At 54.5% G+C, this 17,374-nt stretch carries 16 protein-coding genes; 9 read left to right on the forward strand and 7 right to left on the reverse strand.

Features of this window, described 5'->3' with window-relative positions:
* Positions 1-189: 189 nt before the first annotated feature.
* The gene (gene tyrS, locus ACN0V1_RS19505) at positions 190-1,392 is read right to left on the reverse strand and encodes a tyrosine--tRNA ligase (RefSeq protein ID WP_417546584.1); all 1,203 of its coding nucleotides are present in this window, start codon (positions 1,390-1,392) and stop codon (positions 190-192) included.
* 301 nt (positions 1,393-1,693) lie between these two features.
* On the opposite strand from tyrS, the gene ACN0V1_RS19510 reads away from it, so the two are divergent.
* Together ACN0V1_RS19510 and ACN0V1_RS19515 are read left to right on the forward strand one after the other, a co-directional pair.
* Complete coding sequence (locus ACN0V1_RS19510; RefSeq protein ID WP_417546585.1) at positions 1,694-3,082, forward strand: OapA family protein; 1,389 nt, start codon at positions 1,694-1,696, stop codon at positions 3,080-3,082.
* Positions 3,083-3,088: 6 nt separating this feature from the next.
* A complete protein-coding gene (locus tag ACN0V1_RS19515; protein ID WP_417546586.1) occupies positions 3,089-4,186 on the forward strand; it encodes an anhydro-N-acetylmuramic acid kinase in 1,098 nt (365 codons plus the stop codon).
* A 39-nt stretch (positions 4,187-4,225) separates the two neighbouring features.
* Here the strand turns inward: ACN0V1_RS19515 and erpA are convergent, their stop codons facing one another.
* The 4 genes from erpA to argC all read right to left on the reverse strand — a co-directional run bounded on the left by erpA (position 4,226) and on the right by argC (position 6,913).
* The gene (gene erpA, locus ACN0V1_RS19520) at positions 4,226-4,558 is read right to left on the reverse strand and encodes an iron-sulfur cluster insertion protein ErpA (protein WP_222120526.1); all 333 of its coding nucleotides are present in this window, start codon (positions 4,556-4,558) and stop codon (positions 4,226-4,228) included.
* An 84-nt stretch (positions 4,559-4,642) separates the two neighbouring features.
* Positions 4,643-5,122, reverse strand: coding sequence for a bactofilin family protein (locus ACN0V1_RS19525; RefSeq protein ID WP_291946235.1), 480 nt, complete (start codon positions 5,120-5,122; stop codon positions 4,643-4,645).
* Positions 5,123-5,124: 2 nt separating this feature from the next.
* Complete coding sequence (locus tag ACN0V1_RS19530; protein WP_291946233.1) at positions 5,125-5,865, reverse strand: DUF6776 family protein; 741 nt, start codon at positions 5,863-5,865, stop codon at positions 5,125-5,127.
* Between the two features lie 10 nt (positions 5,866-5,875).
* Positions 5,876-6,913: an N-acetyl-gamma-glutamyl-phosphate reductase gene (argC, locus tag ACN0V1_RS19535; protein WP_291946231.1), complete on the reverse strand. Its 1,038-nt coding sequence runs from the start codon at positions 6,911-6,913 to the stop codon at positions 5,876-5,878.
* Between the two features lie 155 nt (positions 6,914-7,068).
* On the opposite strand from argC, the gene ACN0V1_RS19540 reads away from it, so the two are divergent.
* From ACN0V1_RS19540 to ACN0V1_RS19570, 7 genes are all read left to right on the forward strand, one after another.
* A complete protein-coding gene (locus ACN0V1_RS19540) occupies positions 7,069-8,859 on the forward strand; it encodes a chloride channel protein (RefSeq protein ID WP_417546587.1) in 1,791 nt (596 codons plus the stop codon).
* A gap of 3 nt (positions 8,860-8,862) precedes the next feature.
* Positions 8,863-9,285: a protoporphyrinogen oxidase HemJ gene (gene hemJ, locus ACN0V1_RS19545; protein WP_417546588.1), complete on the forward strand. Its 423-nt coding sequence runs from the start codon at positions 8,863-8,865 to the stop codon at positions 9,283-9,285.
* 12 nt (positions 9,286-9,297) lie between these two features.
* Entirely contained in the window at positions 9,298-10,086 is a 789-nt protein-coding gene (thiD, locus tag ACN0V1_RS19550) for a bifunctional hydroxymethylpyrimidine kinase/phosphomethylpyrimidine kinase (RefSeq protein ID WP_417546614.1), read from the forward strand.
* Complete coding sequence (gene thiE / locus ACN0V1_RS19555; protein ID WP_417546589.1) at positions 10,074-10,760, forward strand: thiamine phosphate synthase; 687 nt, start codon at positions 10,074-10,076, stop codon at positions 10,758-10,760. Before thiD ends, thiE begins: the two co-directional genes overlap by 13 nt.
* Entirely contained in the window at positions 10,757-12,037 is a 1,281-nt protein-coding gene (gene hemL / locus ACN0V1_RS19560) for a glutamate-1-semialdehyde 2,1-aminomutase (RefSeq protein ID WP_417546590.1), read from the forward strand. Before thiE ends, hemL begins: the two co-directional genes overlap by 4 nt.
* 336 nt (positions 12,038-12,373) lie before the next feature.
* A complete protein-coding gene (locus ACN0V1_RS19565; protein WP_417546591.1) occupies positions 12,374-13,294 on the forward strand; it encodes a lipase family alpha/beta hydrolase in 921 nt (306 codons plus the stop codon).
* Positions 13,295-13,701: 407 nt separating this feature from the next.
* On the forward strand, positions 13,702-14,268 hold the full coding sequence (locus tag ACN0V1_RS19570) for a PEP-CTERM sorting domain-containing protein (protein ID WP_417546592.1): 567 nt from the start codon (positions 13,702-13,704) through the stop codon (positions 14,266-14,268).
* 114 nt (positions 14,269-14,382) lie between these two features.
* Here ACN0V1_RS19570 and ACN0V1_RS19575 read toward each other — a convergent pair whose 3' ends face one another.
* Positions 14,383-14,961 carry a tetratricopeptide repeat protein gene (locus ACN0V1_RS19575; RefSeq protein WP_417546593.1) on the reverse strand — a complete coding sequence of 193 codons (579 nt, stop codon included), beginning with the start codon at positions 14,959-14,961 and terminating at the stop codon, positions 14,383-14,385.
* Positions 14,958-17,201 carry a penicillin-binding protein 1B gene (mrcB, locus tag ACN0V1_RS19580; protein ID WP_417546594.1) on the reverse strand — a complete coding sequence of 748 codons (2,244 nt, stop codon included), beginning with the start codon at positions 17,199-17,201 and terminating at the stop codon, positions 14,958-14,960. Before mrcB ends, ACN0V1_RS19575 begins: the two co-directional genes overlap by 4 nt.
* Between the last annotated feature and the right edge of the window lie 173 nt (positions 17,202-17,374).

The raw sequence follows: 17,374 nt of genomic DNA on the forward strand, positions 1-17,374 counted from the left end.
TCTCGCCGCCTTGTCAACCGTTTAATTAAAGAAACTTCAAACTCGTTTTCTTCAATACTTTCAAACAGTTGCCCTTCTCAGATCACCCCGCCTCAGCGGTGTGTCCCTCGAAGGAGATGCGCATTCTACAGACACTCGCAGATCTGTCAACGGCCATTTTGAAAAAAGTCCAAAATGACCTGAAATCGATCAGGCAGTGATCAAAACCCGGGCAATTTTCTTCTTTCCTGCCTGAATAACACAACTATCACCCTCTACGAATACCCGATCGCCTTCAAATTTCTCGCCATTCACGAATACGGCACCTCGACCGAGAACGTCACGCGCTGCTGCACCATTCTTAACGAGCCCAGCCAGACGCAACACAGAAGCCATCAACACCTCCGACTGGCCATCCAGCGAAACCTCGACAACGGGAACATTTTCAGGAATATCGCCAAGCGCCACCCTGTTACCCGCCGACTTGTGAGCAGTTTCTGCATCCTCTTCACTGTGGAAGCGTGCGATTATCTCTTCAGCAAGCAGCTTTTTGTAGTCCTGAGGGTTGGCTCCCTCGCTCACCGCTTTCTGGAATTCGCTTACCTCCGCGAGAGGGCGAAAGCTGAGAAGCTCGAAGTAGCGCCACAACAATTCATCTGGCACGGACAGCAGCTTGGTATACATTTCACCCGGGGAATCATTAACACCGATATAGTTACCCAGAGACTTCGACATCTTCTGTACGCCATCCAACCCCTCAAGGATCGGCATGGTCAATACCGCTTGCGGAGACTGACCATATTGCCTCTGCAAAATACGCCCCATCAGAAGATTGAACTTTTGATCCGTGCCGCCCAACTCAACATCTGCTTTCAAAGCTACTGAGTCGTACCCTTGTATCAGCGGGTACAGAAACTCATGAATGGCGATAGACTGCTCAGCACGGTAGCGTTTGGTGAAGTCATCCCGCTCCAACATCCGGGCCACCGTATACTGTCCCGCCAGCCGGATCATGTCCGCCGCAGTCATCTTGCTCATCCACTCGGAATTAAAGACCACCCGGGTCTTCTCGCGATCCAGAATTTTGAATACCTGCTCTTTATAGGTAATCGCGTTTTGGGCAACCTGTTCATCCGTCAGCGGAGGGCGGGTAGCGCTCTTGCCTGAGGGGTCTCCGATCTTGCCGGTAAAATCACCTATCAGAAAGATAACCTCATGGCCGAGATCCTGAAACTGACGCAGCTTATTGATGAGCACAGTATGCCCGAGATGGAGATCGGGGGCGGTGGGGTCGAAGCCTGCCTTGATACGCAGAGGGCGACCTTCCTTTAATTTCGCAATCAGATCGTCTTCCGGTATAAGCTCGTCTACGCCTCGCTTGATAATAGCTAGCGCTTCATCAATAGATGCCATGAATCATTCATCCCCAATCGGTTTCAGACAATTATCAGTTACAGACTTCAACAAAAGAAATCTGTGAGTTACCTGGCGCCCTGCTACAGTGTAAATGCTCAGTTTTTAAACAAAACATGCGGTTTGGGCTGGCGCATTATATCAATGACGCCGCAAGAAATCCGTCGGGCAGCGCAACAACCGTAATGTTCTGCGCTGTTCCACACGCTTTTTATACGGTAATCTGTTGATCTATACTTGAACAGCAGCTTTAATTAGGCAGCACAAGCTGCCGGAATACCGATTAAAACGGATGCGATACGTGCTGAAAATGTTCCCGAAATCCCACATTACCATTGCTGCAGCTACAACCGTTGTGGTGACAGCAGCTATTTTGATGAGCCCCAGCGCGGACGTTGAGGCCAAACGGATGTCCTACGCTCTTGACCTGGAACAGGGCAGTGCATCGGAGATCCATTCGCAAAAACAGAAGCTCACGCCTGCAGCTTCCCCGGATCAGACAGTTGCCGTTACTGCGGACGCGATAGAAGTCGCCCCGGAAGCTCCAAATCTGGCGAGCGCTGTTGAAGCAAAACCGCGCCTGGAATGGCAAACATTCAAGATCAAATCTGGCGACACCCTGTCCTCCCTCTTCAAAAAAGCGGGATTCAATGATGGCATCATGCTCTCAGTCATTCACGGTGAAGGCGAGGCCAAAAAACTACAGCGCCTTTATGCCGGCGAGACCATTCGTTTCGCGACCGATAACGAAGGCGAGCTTGCTGCAATTGAACTCCAGCGCAGCTTGCTGGAATCATTGAAAATCCAAAAGCAGGAAGAGTCCTTTAAAGGCGAGACAAACCTACGGGAGCCCGAACCCAAACCTGCTTTTGCCTCCGGCACGATCGACGGGTCGCTTTATCTTGCTGCGCGTGAAGCCGGGCTCAACGACCGGCTAACAATGGAGCTCGCCGGAATATTCGGCTGGGATATCGATTTTGTCTACGATGTCCGCAAAGGCGACCAGTTTGAAGTGGTTTATGAGGAACTGTATCTCGACGGAGAAAAGTTCAGCACCGGCCGCATATTGTCAGCCCGCTTTATAAACCGGGGCGAGGACAATATTGCCCTGTTGTACACAGACAGCAACGGCGACAGCGACTATTACACGCCTGATGGCAAGAGTATGCGTAAAGCCTTTTTGCGCACGCCAATAAGCGCCCGTGTATCTTCTGCTTTTAACCTTCAGCGCCGCCACCCGGTTCTGGATGTTGTCCGACCCCATGAAGGCACTGATTATGCAGCGCCCCCGGGCACGCCGATCAAGGCTGCGGGGAATGGCAGGGTTCAGTTTGCCGGCTGGAAAGGCGGATATGGGCGCACGGTTGTCCTGAAACATGGCGACAACATAACAACTCTGTACGCTCATATGAGTCGAATTGGCAAAGGCATGAAGAGCGGAACACGGGTGAAGCAGGGTGAAACGATCGGTTATGTCGGGTCCTCTGGCATGGTAACCGGGCCTCACCTTCACTACGAATTCCGTGTTAATGGCTCGCCGCGCAATTCCAGGACTGTAAAACTCCCGGACGCCCAACCGATTCCAGCCTCTGAAATGGCGCAATTCAAAAAGTTTACCGGACAACAAGTTGCTCAGTTTGAAGCCTTCAGAACCAACTACCAGCAACTTGCCATGACCTCGGAAGACTGAAGCCCGATGGATTCCTGGATAGGACTTATGTCCGGCACCAGCATGGATGGCATAGACGCCGTGCTGGTGTCCTTCCAGGGCAACACTGTCCGTATTCACGGTACACACTCCATACCCTACCCCGAAAACCTCCGTCACCGCCTGATGCTTGCAAGCCAGAACCAGGCAACACCTGATGAGGTGGGCGAGCTTGATACATTGACGGGGTTACTTTTTGCGGACGCTGCAGAAGCTCTGATCTGCAATTCCAGTGTTGATAACTCACCAATCCGGGCGATCGGTAGCCACGGGCAGACTCTGCGCCATCAACCTTCCGGCCCGGGCCGGTTCTCTCTTCAGATAGGCAATCCGGCAATCATTGCGGAAAGGACCGGGATTACAACGGTAGGTGATTTCCGGAGCCGGGACATGGCCGCAGGCGGTCAGGGTGCCCCATTGGTTCCGGCCTTCCATCAGTCTTTCTTTGGCTCCGAAACCGAAGACAGGTGCATCCTGAATCTCGGAGGCATAGCGAATATAACCTGGATTCCGTCCGATCCTGATAGTCCGGCAACCGGATTCGACACTGGGCCCGCCAACGCTTTGATGGATGCCTGGTGCCATGATCAGACGGGGCGACCCTACGATGAAGACGGCCATTGGGCGCAGGAGGGAATCGTCGACCAGGCCCTACTGACCGACATGCTATCCGACGCTTATTTCGACCGTCCTGCCCCAAAAAGCACCGGAAAAGAAAAGTTCAATCTCGAGTGGGTTAAAACTCTGGTTCAGCGACATGAAAAAACCCGGCCAGAAGACGTTCAACGCACACTGCTTCAGTTGTCAGTGATAACGGCAGTCCGGCAAATGCCTCAATCACCAGCCATGACGGTTTATGCTTGCGGGGGGGGTACTCGTAACCGGCTACTGATGAGAGAGCTATCCCAAGCCCTCAGCCCTATCCGTGTACTCGATACCACTGAATTAGGCCTTGACCCCCAATGGGTGGAGCCGACGGCGTTTGCATGGCTGGCCCGACAAACAATCGAGCGCAAGCCGGGAAATCTGGCAGAAGTAACCGGAGCCAAAGGGCCCCGAATACTCGGCGCCATATACCCCGCCTGAACTCGCTGTCTTTTCTGCGCAACTGACGGCCCACAACCCTCAGATCGTAAACGAGCTTCCACAGCCGCAGGTAGAGCTGGCATTGGGGTTCTGAACCACAAACTGGGAACCTTGCAAACCTTCCTGGTAATCGATAGTGGCTCCCACAAGGTACTGATAGCTCATGGGGTCGACCAGAAGAATGGCGCCATCCCGTTCTACTGTCGTGTCTTCTTCATCCTGGCTTTCATCGAATGAGAATCCGTACTGAAAACCGGAACATCCACCGCCGGTAACGAACACGCGCAACCTGAGTTCGGGGTTTCCCTCTTCCTCAACCAGTTCGCGTACTTTGTTGACCGCACTGTCGCTGAAAAACAGCGGTGCTGCCATTTGCTGCTGAACTACACTCAAGCTCGCCTCCGGATTACCTGCTACAACTACAGGGATTATGGTATTCCTGAGTAAAACAATCAACTATTCGGACTTTCCACCATCGCCTTCCAATGCTTCGTCGACACCGGCACCTGGCAGAGCATTGACGAATCCGGCGCCTGGCGCCTTATCCTGCGTCAGCAATCCGGAAGGTTCACGTTGGTGAACAAGATTGCCATTGACCGACGACCCCATCGCCATCTGGATGAGATTGTAATAAACACTGCCGTTAATAGCGGCCTTCTCAGCGAGTTCAAGATGCGCGGACGCATGGACATCACCGTGAACCGTGCCGTTGATAATAACGTGCGGGGCCGCTATGTCGCCGGTAACCTCACCTACCTCCGAGACTCGCAAGACAGCATCACTGCCATCCTCAGCCAACACCTTGCCGCGGATATGACCATCGACATGCAAACCACCAGAGAAATGCACATCACCTTCTATGGTGGTGCGCGATGAAATCAATGTGTCAAAATTGCCCGTCGGCCGGCGGGGCTTCTGCTTTTTCTTGCCAAGCATTTCTATTTCTCCGTTAAGTCATCCCAGCTGAATGTGCGCTCAGCTTGCGAGGATTTGCGCCCTTCGGCCTGAGCAACCACCTGCACCTCCAGCGGTTCGAACCCATCAGGCAGCGCCAGTTTACCTTCAACATCCTGGAAATACCGAAAGCGGAATTTCACGCCAAGAGCCTCAATTTCCTGAGACAGGTCGCGCAGCGCGATGATTTCTTTCTCACCATCCCGCGCGCCGATTATGTTGACGGCCACGACACCTGAAATATAGCTTTTGTTGTTGCCAACCTGCGTAAGTACCAGTTTGAAATTATAAACACCAACCTGACGATCGCTGGCCAGGGAAAAGCGGTCAACCTGCAATCCCTTACTGGTCTCAGAGGGCGCCATAATATTTTTATAGAACGTCAGGTCAGACTTCAAGGCGCCGGCACGGGTTTCAAGATCAACAATTATTTTTCGAGCCTGGTTCAGTGCCTGCTCATCAATCAGTTTGCCACGTTCAAGATTGACCAGTTGTTGCCGGGCTTCACGATAGTTCGCTTCCAGCGTCGCAACTTTAGCCTCCAGTTGCTCATTGGAGGCTTCCGCACTGGTGAATCGAAACCCTCCCTGCGCCAAACCTGCTGCATAGCCCGCAGCGGCAGCTATCACCGTGAACACCACCAGAATTACTGCCCGCCTCAACCGGTAGCCCGGCTGATGACGGATTATCACATATTCATCGGTCGGCTTGCGTTGTTCGCTCACTGGGGGCTCCTCAAGGCAGCAATGCAGGCGCTTCAAGGCCCAGCGTTTCTTTGAGGCCAAACATGATATTCATATTCTGAACTGCCTGACCGGCAGCGCCTTTAACGAGGTTGTCGATTACCGAGGAGATGATAATAATATTGCTCTGCTCCTGACGATGCAGCGCCATACGACACAAGTTGGCTCCCCGTACGCTGCGGGTTTCCGGATGACTACCGAACGGCATCACGTCCACAAATGGCTCATCGCGATAACGCTCTTCAAACAACTCTTGTAGACGATCAAAGTCAGCCGGATTCTTCAGCTCCGCATAGAGTGTCGCCTCGATACCACGAATCATCGGAACAAGGTGCGGCACAAACGTAACGCCGGTGTTGACGCCTGCGGCTGCGGATAAACCCTGACGGATTTCCGGCAAGTGCCGATGGCCCGAAGCACCGTAAGCTTTGAAGCTTTCACTCACTTCGCCGTGCAGCATGCCAATTTTCGCCTGCCGACCACCGCCGCTCGCACCGGATTTTGCGTCGGCAATCAGCCGGGAAGGATCTACCAGGCCAAGTTCCAACAGCGGCAGGAAACCGAGCTGCACAGCCGTAGGGTAACATCCAGGGTTTGCCACCAACTGCGCTTTGGAAATTTCACTGCGCACGACTTCGGGTAATCCGTAAACTGCTTTCTCAGCCCACTCCGGCGCTTCGTGAGGCATGCCATACCACTCAGACCAGACCTTCAGATCTTTGAGGCGGAAGTCTGCCGATAGGTCAACAACCCGCACACCGGAAGCCATCAACTCCGGAATCATCCGCATTGCAACGCCGTGTGGTGTCGCAAAAAAGACCAGGTCACAGGCCGCCAGCACACTGGAGTCTGGCTCGGAGAAAGCGAGATCAAAATGCCCGCGAAGGTTCGGGTACATGTCGGCCACAGGCATGCCAGCCTCCGACCTTGAAGTGATACAGCTCACCACAACTTCCGGGTGAACAGCGAGAATTCTGAGCAGCTCAACGCCGGTATACCCGGTGCCGCCAACGATACCTACTTTAATCACCTTGCTCTCCAGCGACGTCGTATCAGGATTTAGAAGTTTAATCTCGAAGTCTATCATGATAAACCAAGGACTTATTGCAGCTTACAGGGCGACGGTTACAATGTTGTCAGAAACCCTTTGGCGGGCCACCCTCTTGTTCCGGACCACCGGCATCCATGAAAAAATTCTGGCAGCAGCTTGGCGAAAAACTGATCAGCGCGTTCCCACGCAGGATGTCCGGCGTTGACTCATTGCCTCAGTTGGCTGTCCTCGGTTTGTTATCGGGATTGGTTACCGGCGGAGTGATCCTGATTTTCCGTTTGGCCATAGAGTGGCCTCTGGGATATTTCTTGCCTGGCGATGGCTCTGAGGCGTTCCCATCTGAGGCGTTCGAGAACCTGGACATCCTTATACGAGGAGTTCTGCCTTTTGCCGGCGCCCTTGGTCTCGGCTTTTTTTTGCACCGCCTCGCAACGCACGACCGCAAGGTCGGTGTGGTTCATGTCATGGAACGTCTGAACTATCACCAGGGTTATATCACTGCCAAAAGTGCTTTTATTCAGTTCATTGTCGGCGTCACAACCGTTGTAACGGGACAGTCCGCTGGCCGCGAAGGCCCGGCAGTGCACTTGGGCGCCGCGTTCTCCAGCCTGATGGGGCAGTGGATGAGGCTACCGAATAACAGCATCCGCACTCTCGTTGCTTGCGGCTGCGCCGCTGCAATATCTGCCTCATTCAACACCCCGATTGCCGGGGTCATTTTCGCCATGGAAGTGGTGATGATGGAATACACCATTGCGGGCTTTACGCCCATTATTCTTGCCTCAGTCAGCGCAGCTTTTGTGACACAGTCTGTGTATGGCTCGGAGCCCGCTTTCAGCGTTCCCGCACTGACCATGAATTCGCCGCTGGAGATACCATGGATTCTGGCGATCGCCGTTATCATCGGTATCTCGGCGGCGCTTTTTATACACCTGGTCGATTCCATGGGGCGCTTTCATCACCGACCGATTCTGCTGCGCGTAATAATCGCCGGCGCACTCATGGTGCCTGTTGCTGTAATGGTGCCCCAGACCATGGGGATCGGCTATGACACCGTCAATGAAACCATTAATGGTGAGCTCGGCCTCTGGCTGCTGATCAGTGTGGGGATCGCGAAACTTTTGATTACCGCCCTGACAGTTGGCTTGGGCATGCCCAGCAGCATTATCGGCCCAACGTTGTTTATGGGCGCAACGATTGGCGGAGCCATGGGGCTGGTCGGCGCGGAGATCATGCCGGACCACGCCTCCTCAGTTGGCTTTTATGCCATGCTCGGAATGGGCGCTATGATGGGCGCAGTCCTGCAGGCGCCGCTGGCTGCCCTGATGGCGCTAATGGAACTGACCCGTAACCCTCATATCATTCTTCCTGGCATGCTTATCATCACCACCTCCAGCCTCATCACGAGCGAGGCCTTCGGGAAAAGGTCCCTGTTCCTGACGGTATTGAAAAGCCAGGGTTTGAGCTATCAGAGTTCACCGGTTATTCAAGCCTTGCGCCGGGTCTCTGTGGCCGCGATCATGGACAAGAGCATTCTGCGCATAGACAGGCATCTGACGATCGAGGAAGCACGAAAAGCGCTGACAGCTGAGCCAAAATGGCTGGTGGTGGAAGGCAGCAACGGACCGACCTCTCTGTTGCCGGCTGTCGATCTGGCGCGATATCTGGAAGATTCTGAGAAAGTGGCGAGCGATGAAGAAGCTGAAACACCGGAATCCATTGATCTGATGGATATCCCCGCCAACCGGCGTGACATTGCGCCGGTACAATATCAGGCCACGCTCGAAGAAGCCCTGCACGAGTTTGAGACGACCAGTGCCGAGGCACTGTATGTACAACGCCATGTAGCACCTATGATTCAACGGATTTATGGCGTAGTGCTTAAATCTGACATCGAAAGCTATTATCAATATCGACGGAGCTGATCAATGCTGTGGGTGAAAGCCTTCCACATAATTTCTCTGGTGTGCTGGTTCGCTGGCATCTTTTATCTGCCGAGGTTATTTGTCTATCATGCCGCTTGTGAAGACGAGCCGGGGCGTGAACGTTTCAAAATCATGGAGCGGAAGCTCTATCGGGGCATCACAACACCTTCGATGATTGCTACGGTGATATTTGGCGTATGGCTGCTCAGCTATAATCTATCAAGCTATTTCAGCCAGGGCTGGCTGCACGCAAAGCTGATACTTGTGGCACTGCTGATTGTCTATCACTTTTATTGCGGATACCTGGTCAAGGTATTTCGCGACGACCTCAATACGCGCGGTCATGTATTCTACCGCTGGTTCAATGAGTTGCCAGTATTCATCCTGCTGGCAGTTGTTATTCTCGCCGTTGTTAAACCTTTCTAGGGAGCTTTAGCTATCAGACACTACACCCGCCCTCAGGTACTCGTTCTTTCCGGCCTTGACCCTTCCGGCGGTGCCGGCATCCAGGCGGACATTCAGGCCATCACATCGCTTGGGTGTCACCCTTTGCCAGTGCTCACCTGCCTGACTGTTCAGGATACCCGGAACGTATACGGTGCCGAAGCTGTCAATCCGGATCTGATTCGTCAGCAACTCAAATGCATTTCTGAAGACGCACCCATACACGCCGTTAAAACTGGCGCTCTGGGGAACGCTGCAGTAGTCGATGTGTTGGTGGAATTCCTTAAACAGCACCCGGATATTCCCGTGATAACCGACCCGGTAATCAAGGCGGCGGGCGGCGGTGATCTTGCAGACGAGGACATTCTTGCCAGCATGAAAGAGCGACTGTTCCCACTGGCCGAGATGATCACCCCGAACGGGGTAGAGCTGGCATTGCTCGGAGAGAGCGATGACCCGGACGAGGCTGCGCGCAAACTGATCAAGAATGGCTGCGCGTCGGTACTTGCAACCGGGGGGCATGGCACAGGTATTCGTATCACAAATACGCTTTATAACCATTCACCTACCCCCATATCGTGGGATATCGAGCGTATTGGTGGCGAGTACCACGGCACCGGCTGCACTCTTGCAGCCGCAATTGCTGCCGGTCGGGCCCAGGGGCTCTCCGCCCGTGCCGCCATTTCCCAGGCCCAGAACTACGTGCATCGCACTATTCTGCACGCACTTGAGGTAGGCAGAGGCCAGCCGGTTCCGGACCGGGGCATTTTGTGGGAACGATGAACAACCCTATCCAGGTTGGGCTTTACGCCATTACCGACAGCCAGCTTACCCCCGCGGCAACGTTGATCACTTCCGTAGAGGCGGCGATTCGCGGCGGCACTGTGATGGTACAATATCGCGAGAAATTCGCTCCTATGGCCGAGCGCGTGGCACAAGCCAGAAACCTTCAGTCAATCTGCGCTGCTGCGGGCGTTCCGTTGCTTATTAATGACGACGCAGAGCTTGCCCGACGCGTAGGCGCTGCTGGCGTCCACCTTGGCCAGACAGATGGTTCCGCCGCAGAAGCGCGCCACTTGCTTGGCGATGGCGCAATAATCGGCATTACCTGCCATGCAGACCTCGAACTGGCCAGGACCGCCCTGGAGGAAAGCGCAGACTATCTGGCCTTTGGCCGTTTTTTCACATCGTCGACCAAGCCAGGGGCTCCGGCAGCCTCTACCGACATACTGACCCAAGCAAAACGCTTCAACCGGCCGGTTACCGCCATTGGCGGCATCACTACAGAGAACGGTGAGTTGCTCATCCGGGCAGGCGCTGATCTGTTGGCGGTTGTTGGTGGGCTTTTCGGGGGCGATCCCGAAACAATAGAACAGAAAGCAAAAACATTTCAGAGGCTGTTTGCCAGCCACCACCCACTCTTTCTATATCCCGATAACAGGAGCTCTCACAAATGACGCACTCCGAAACCTTGTTCGAACAGGCTCAGAAATACATCCCCGGTGGTGTTAACTCCCCGGTTCGCGCGTTCCGCGGTGTGGGCGGCACGCCGATCTTTTTCAAACATGCCAAGGGTGCCTACCTGTACGATGAGGACGGCCAGCGTTATATAGACTACATCGGTTCCTGGGGCCCTATGATTCTTGGACACTCGGATCAGCGCATCAAAGATGCCCTGCACGCCCAGGTTGACCTTGGCGTCGGCTATGGTGCGCCCACCGCAATCGAAACCGATATGGCGCGAAAAGTGTGCGAACTGGTACCCTCAATAGACCTGGTGCGCATGGTGAACTCCGGCACCGAAGCCACCATGAGCGCCATTCGCCTGGCCCGAGGCTACACCGGCCGCGACAAAATCGTGAAATTTGAAGGCTGCTACCACGGCCACGTGGATTCACTGCTTGTTAAGGCTGGCTCCGGCGCACTGACCCTGGGTGTTCCCAACTCACCCGGCATACCTGCCTGCCTGGCCGAGCTCACTCTGACTCTCGATTTCAACGACATTGAGGGTGTGCGTGAAACCTTTAAAGAAATGGGCGACCAGATTGCCGCCATTATCGTAGAGCCGGTTGCCGGCAACATGAACTGCATCCCGCCGGTTCCGGGTTTCCTGGAGGGCCTTCGCGAAGTTTGCGACGAGCACGGAACCGTGCTGATTTTCGACGAAGTAATGAGTGGTTTCAGGGTATCGCTCGGCGGCGCTCAAGGTCTGTTCGGCGTAACCCCTGACCTGACGGCGCTCGGTAAGGTCATCGGCGGCGGGTTGCCTGTTGGCGCCTTCGGAGGCAAGCGCGAGATCATGGAACACATCTCCCCTCTCGGGCCGGTTTACCAGGCCGGTACACTGAGTGGTAACCCGTTGGCCATGTGTGCTGGTCTTGCCACGCTGAACGCTATTTCAGAGCCGGGCTTTCACGATCGCCTGACTGAAAAAACTCTCGCGTTGCGGGACGGGTTGAAGGCTGCGGCAGACGCTACCGGGATTCCGCTTGCAGTCCAGGGCGCTGGTGCCATGTTTGGCTTTTTCTTCACAGAAGAATCCAGCATTACGCGCTTTGACCAGGTAATGGCCTGCGACGTGGAGCGCTTCAAGAAGTTCTTCCAAGGCATGCTTAAGGAGGGCATTTATCTTGCCCCCTCCGCGTTTGAAGCTGGCTTCACCAGCGCAGCCCTGACGGATGAAGACATTGCAGATACGGTCAAAGCTGCGAAAAAGGTTATGGCTACGCTTTAAAACACAAGACAAGTAATTTTTCGAACTGGCTCCCGGCAGAGTCCAAGGCATTAACCTGTCCTGTCGGGCCAGCTTCGCGAACACCGTCACATTTTAACGGTAATACACCGGGTTTGCCCCTTCTGTCGTTGACTTACCTACCCTGCTGATCAAATTATGGTCACATCTCACTAGAGATGCTCTGCCGGCATAAACTTAACAAGAACAATATGGAAGACAGAGGCCTCGTACCGGAGCGTTCGCGCACTCGGTACAGGTATGCAGTATCTGGAGCAACCCGTTAGGTTGAGCCGCAGTTTGAATAACAAACACAACATCAAACTGTAGGAAAAGACAATGAAACTCTGGATCAAGACATTAGCACTGGTCGTAACCATTGCCTGGTCAGCCCCTTCTGCCGCCTGGTGGTGGAATCCCAAGCCGTCAACCTACGCCGATACCCGTTATCCCGTTGTACTGGTTCACGGCATGTTTGGCTTTGACTCTATCATTGGCGTGGACTACTGGTACGGCATCGCAGAGGATCTGCGCAAGAACGGCGCGGATGTCTATACCGCCCAGGTTCCTGCGCTGGACAGCACCATTGCCCGTGGAGAAGCCCTGTTGCCTCAGATCCAGGCCATCGCGGCCGTTCATGGCAAGGTGAACCTGATCGGTCACAGTCATGGTGGCCCCACCGCCCGGTATATTTCAACAGTCCGCCCTGACCTGGTCGCGTCTGTAACATCAGTTGGCTCTCCCCATGCTGGCTCCCCCGTTGCGGACCTTATCTACAACTCACCGGCAGAGGGCCTGGCTGTGACCCTGGGTAATGCCCTTGGCGGCCTTATCGATGTTCTTTCCGGTGGAGGTTACAATCAGGACGTGCGCTCCAGCTTGCAGTCACTGACCTCCCAGGGAAGCGCAGAGTTCAACAACTTTGCGCCGGCCGGCATGCCAATAACTGCCTGCGGCGAAGGCGCGTATTCAGCAAACGGCATACGATTCTACTCGTGGGGCGGCACCGGGGTTCTGACCAACGTGCTGGATCTCTCAGACGCCTTGCTCGGCACAACCAGACTAGCCTTCGGTTTCAGCCAGAATGATGGCCTGGTGGGCCGTTGCAGCAATCACTTCGGCAAGGTAATTCGAGACAACTACTTCATGAACCACCTGGATGAAGTTAACCAACTGCTGGGCCTGCACAGCCTGTTTGAGACAGACCCCAAGGCGGTATACAAACTGCACGCCAACCGACTGAAGAACGCCGGCCTCTAGCCGCTGCCTCTCGGGTGGGATGGCCTGACTCTTACGACCTTCTACGGGTAACGCCAAGCTTAATGTCTGGCGGGGCATGTTTTTCTTGGGCAGATTGAGGGGCCGGGCAAGGGACCTTCTATGTGAATTTTTTCGACACACAAGCCTGGATGCGCTCTATCAAGGGCTGCTTCCAGCGGTTACAGAGCGTGGCAGGCAGCTTTTGGTGGATAGTCTGTCGATAATTCTTACAGACCTCCTCTTTGATTGTTGCTTGGATAATTCTTAGCACACTGATTTTAAAGAATTAATAGTTTTTGGCATTGGTTATGCTTATTTTTTCAAAGATGCGGTCGTATTTGCCGTAACGACTGGTTTTAAACGGAATTAAGGGGCTCAATTTAATAGCCCCGACAGGGGGTGGCGGTATGAAAGTTTTATCAAAATCTGTGGTTATAGTGGCAGCCCTCTCTTGGGGTGGCTTGGCCTCAGCTTATTCTATAAGTGGGATTGATGTAGGAAGTATTGACGCGCTGCTGGGCGAAACTAACGACCTTAACCAAAACCCCGCTGGAGTCTGTGGATCCGGAAACAGCCCCACCACGGAACTTTGTTGGATCAATAATCTGCTGAATAGTCTGAGCGAGAGTCCAACAACCTACGGTACGAAAGTTGAAACGCAGCCCTACGCATTGGTTGATGGAAGTTCGACGGTGATCGGATTTGAGCTGTCGAGCCCGACCGAGTACTTTTTTATCAAGAATGCGCAGTGGTATGGGCTTTTCGAAAATACGTCTGAGCTTAACTGGGCTGTCATTGACACTGCAGTGATTGCGGCAGGTTTTAACCTACCAGACACCAGCAAGCTTACGATCAGTCATATCGCTCCGATCGGTGGCACCGTAACCGTTGATGTGCCTGAGCCGGGAACAATGGCCCTTCTCGGATTAGGTCTCGTTGGGCTAGGGTTTAAGCGTCGACTTATGAAGTCCTGATATCGTATTACGGAGACACGACAAAACCCGGTAGTTGCCAAGCCGTTCAGACCCACTTTAGGTCGACGACTTGGCTACTCCGGGGCCTTTTGTCAACCTGACCTATTCTGAAACTCACAGAGCCCCTGCTCGCGCCTCCGCCTGATTCGCTCCCGCCACATTACCCCGCGCCCGGCGTATATCCGCCAGCAATAACCAGCCTGCTCTCTGCAGTCGGGTATCATTCCCCGCCAGCGACAAACCCTTCAAGGTAAACTGTTCGGCGGGCCCCAGCTTGTTACCGGCCACATAGGCTTGCGACAGTTTGAAGTAAACCTCTGCCGACCTGGGCGCGATCCGTTGCGCACGCTCCAGCCGGACGATGGCGCCCTGTGCATCACCACTCTTCAAAAGCTTGTCTGCCTCGCGAACCAGGCTCAAAGCCGCGGGTGACAGCTCATCCCCCGCGTCACGGTAACTCGGCTTATTACTGCGCTGCGTCTGCTCCGGCTCACGGGCTTCAGGCTGTTCACTTTTGCGCCAAACCTGTGGATTTTCTCTATCCTCCCCACCCTTCGTGGTCTGCGGCGGGTCCGGCGCGCGGGTGGAGCCACCTGCCGGCACATAAATAGAACCTCCCGGGCCGGAGGCACACCCGGCCAGGCTCAAAAACACTGCCAACATACCTGCGTGAAAAACACCTTGCCTAATCATTGGAACAATCCTTCAAACCAACCTCGAATTTTCCGCTCAAGGGTACCGGAGCATGACACCCTCTGTGTCGGCTCGCTACCCGATATAAACGGCAGAAGGCGCGCATTATCGCAATACTCATCGGTTAATGCCTGTTTTTCGGTATTTACCCAGTGATAATTCACGCCATCGGGAACCACGGGGGAAAATCCGTGTTGTGGCACCTGTGCCATGAACCGCGCCCACACCGGCAAAGCCCCGGTGGCGCCGGTCAGTGCCGTCGGGCCGTTATCGTCGCGCCCTACCCAGGCGACTGCCAGAAGATCACCGCTGAACCCTGCAAACCAGGAATCACGACCATCGTCGGTTGTTCCGGTTTTGCCGGCCAGCGTCAGTTCCTTGGAAACCGAGTAGTAAGCCGAGCGCCCGGTGCCTTCCTGCATGGTTTCCTGCATTGCGTACTGCAACAAGTGCACCGCAGCCGGGTCTGCCACCTGGTCCACTTTCAGGCTGTAGCGTGAAAGCGCCTCCCCGCCGGAATCTGTCACTTCTCTTATAGTGCGCAACGGAGTGTTGAACCCGGAAGTCGCCAACCCCTGGTAAATCTGTGCGACGGTTACAGGGCTCATGGCAATCGAGCCCAATAGCATGGACGGGTATTCAGAAATCGGCGTAACCACACCGAAGGCACGTAAGGTCTTGCGCACAGCCGGAACGCCAACATCCAGGCCTACCCGCACTGCCGGCAGGTTGTAAGACTTCGAAAGAGCCAGATGCAGAGGAACTTCACCCCGTTCTTTACCATCGTAGTTTTTCGGCTGCCAGCGTTTCCCGTCATCAAATTCCAGGGTGAACGACTTGTCCAGCACCGGAGTCATCAAGGTATAGCGCTCCGGCTGCTCCAGCGCGGTCAGGTAGGTAAACGGCTTGATCAGCGAGCCAATCGGGCGGTTGGCATCCAGTGCCCGATTGAATCCCGCATATTGCGGGTCTTTACCACCTACGAGCGCCAGAACTTCACCGGTATCCTTGGCGGTCACTACAAGAGTCGCTTCCAGAGCTTTGCCCGTGTCGCCGTTGGCCAATCTTGGCAAGGTGTCAGTCACGGCATACTCAGCGGCATACTGAATAGCCGGGTTTAGGGTGGTGAATATCCGAAGCCCTTCGCTGCGCAGGTCGTCTTCCTTGTAATCCCGTGCCAGGTGCCGCCGGACAAGATCAATATAGGCAGGGTAACGGTTCTCCGAGTACGACGGTTGTGCGCTGACGCCAAGTGATAAACCTCGAGCACGGGCAGCTTTTGTCGCATCGATAAGGCCCGCATCTTCCATCTCGCTGATAACCAGATTTCGCCGCTGCGTGGCTCGCTCCGGATGCCGGCGAGGATTGTAGTAGCTTGGCCCCTTGACCATCCCCACGAGCAGTGCAATCTGATGCACATCCAGATCTTTCAGTGAATCACCAAAGTAGAATTGGCTCGCCAGCCCGAACCCGTTAATGCTTCGGGTGCCGGCCTGTCCCAGATACACTTCGTTCAGATAGGTTTCCAGTATGTCGTCTTTCTCGTAATGCAACTCAAGCAGAATCGACATCAAAGCCTCATTGCCCTTGCGCAGCAGGGTCTGATCCCGGGTAAGAAAGAAGTTTTTTACCAACTGCTGTGTCAGGGTACTGCCGCCCTGAACGACTTGCCCAGCGCGCATGTTGGCCAGCATGGCGCGACCGATAGAGGTGGGAGCAATTCCGAAGTGGTCATAGAATTTCCGGTCTTCTACCGCTATAAGCGCAGCAGGCAACAGTGCAGGAACATCATCCAGCCGCACCAGAATCCGGTCTTCTTTGTGAGCTGGATAGATGCCGCCGATGCGGGCTGGCTCCAGCCGCACAATCGCGGCGCTGTCACCGGCGGATACGGAAAAGTCCTGAATCCGGTCTCCGTAGATGTTCAGCGCGAGCTTCCGCCGGGGTTCATCGCCATCAGGAAAGCGGAAGCCACGGGTGCTGATAACAAAGTGTCCGCCGTTGCGACGATAGCTGCCAGGTCTTACACCGTCACCCTTCCTGTAACCAGACAGCGCCAGCTCACGCTCAAGTGCTCCGGAGCTCACACCGGCACCGTCGTATAGCTCCAGAGGGCGCGCATAAACCCGCGAGGGCACTTCAAACCGCCGCCCCTCGAACCGGTCAGTGACAACCGCATCGAGATAGACCATCCAGCCTGCCAGCAACACAAGGCCGATGGCGGACACACGGACAAACATTTTCCAGAACCAGGCGCTGCGACCGTTCCGGCTGTTTTTACTTTGGGGTTTTCTATTTGGCTTCGAAGAGGATCTGTTTTTTTTCATAGGCGGATTATAACGAAGCCTGCACGATATAAGGCACATCAACTATGTGTTATTTCTGTAACCTGGCCGCTATGATAGGGCAATAA

Source organism: Marinobacter sp., assembly GCF_048266785.1.
Lineage (GTDB): Bacteria > Pseudomonadota > Gammaproteobacteria > Pseudomonadales > Oleiphilaceae > Marinobacter.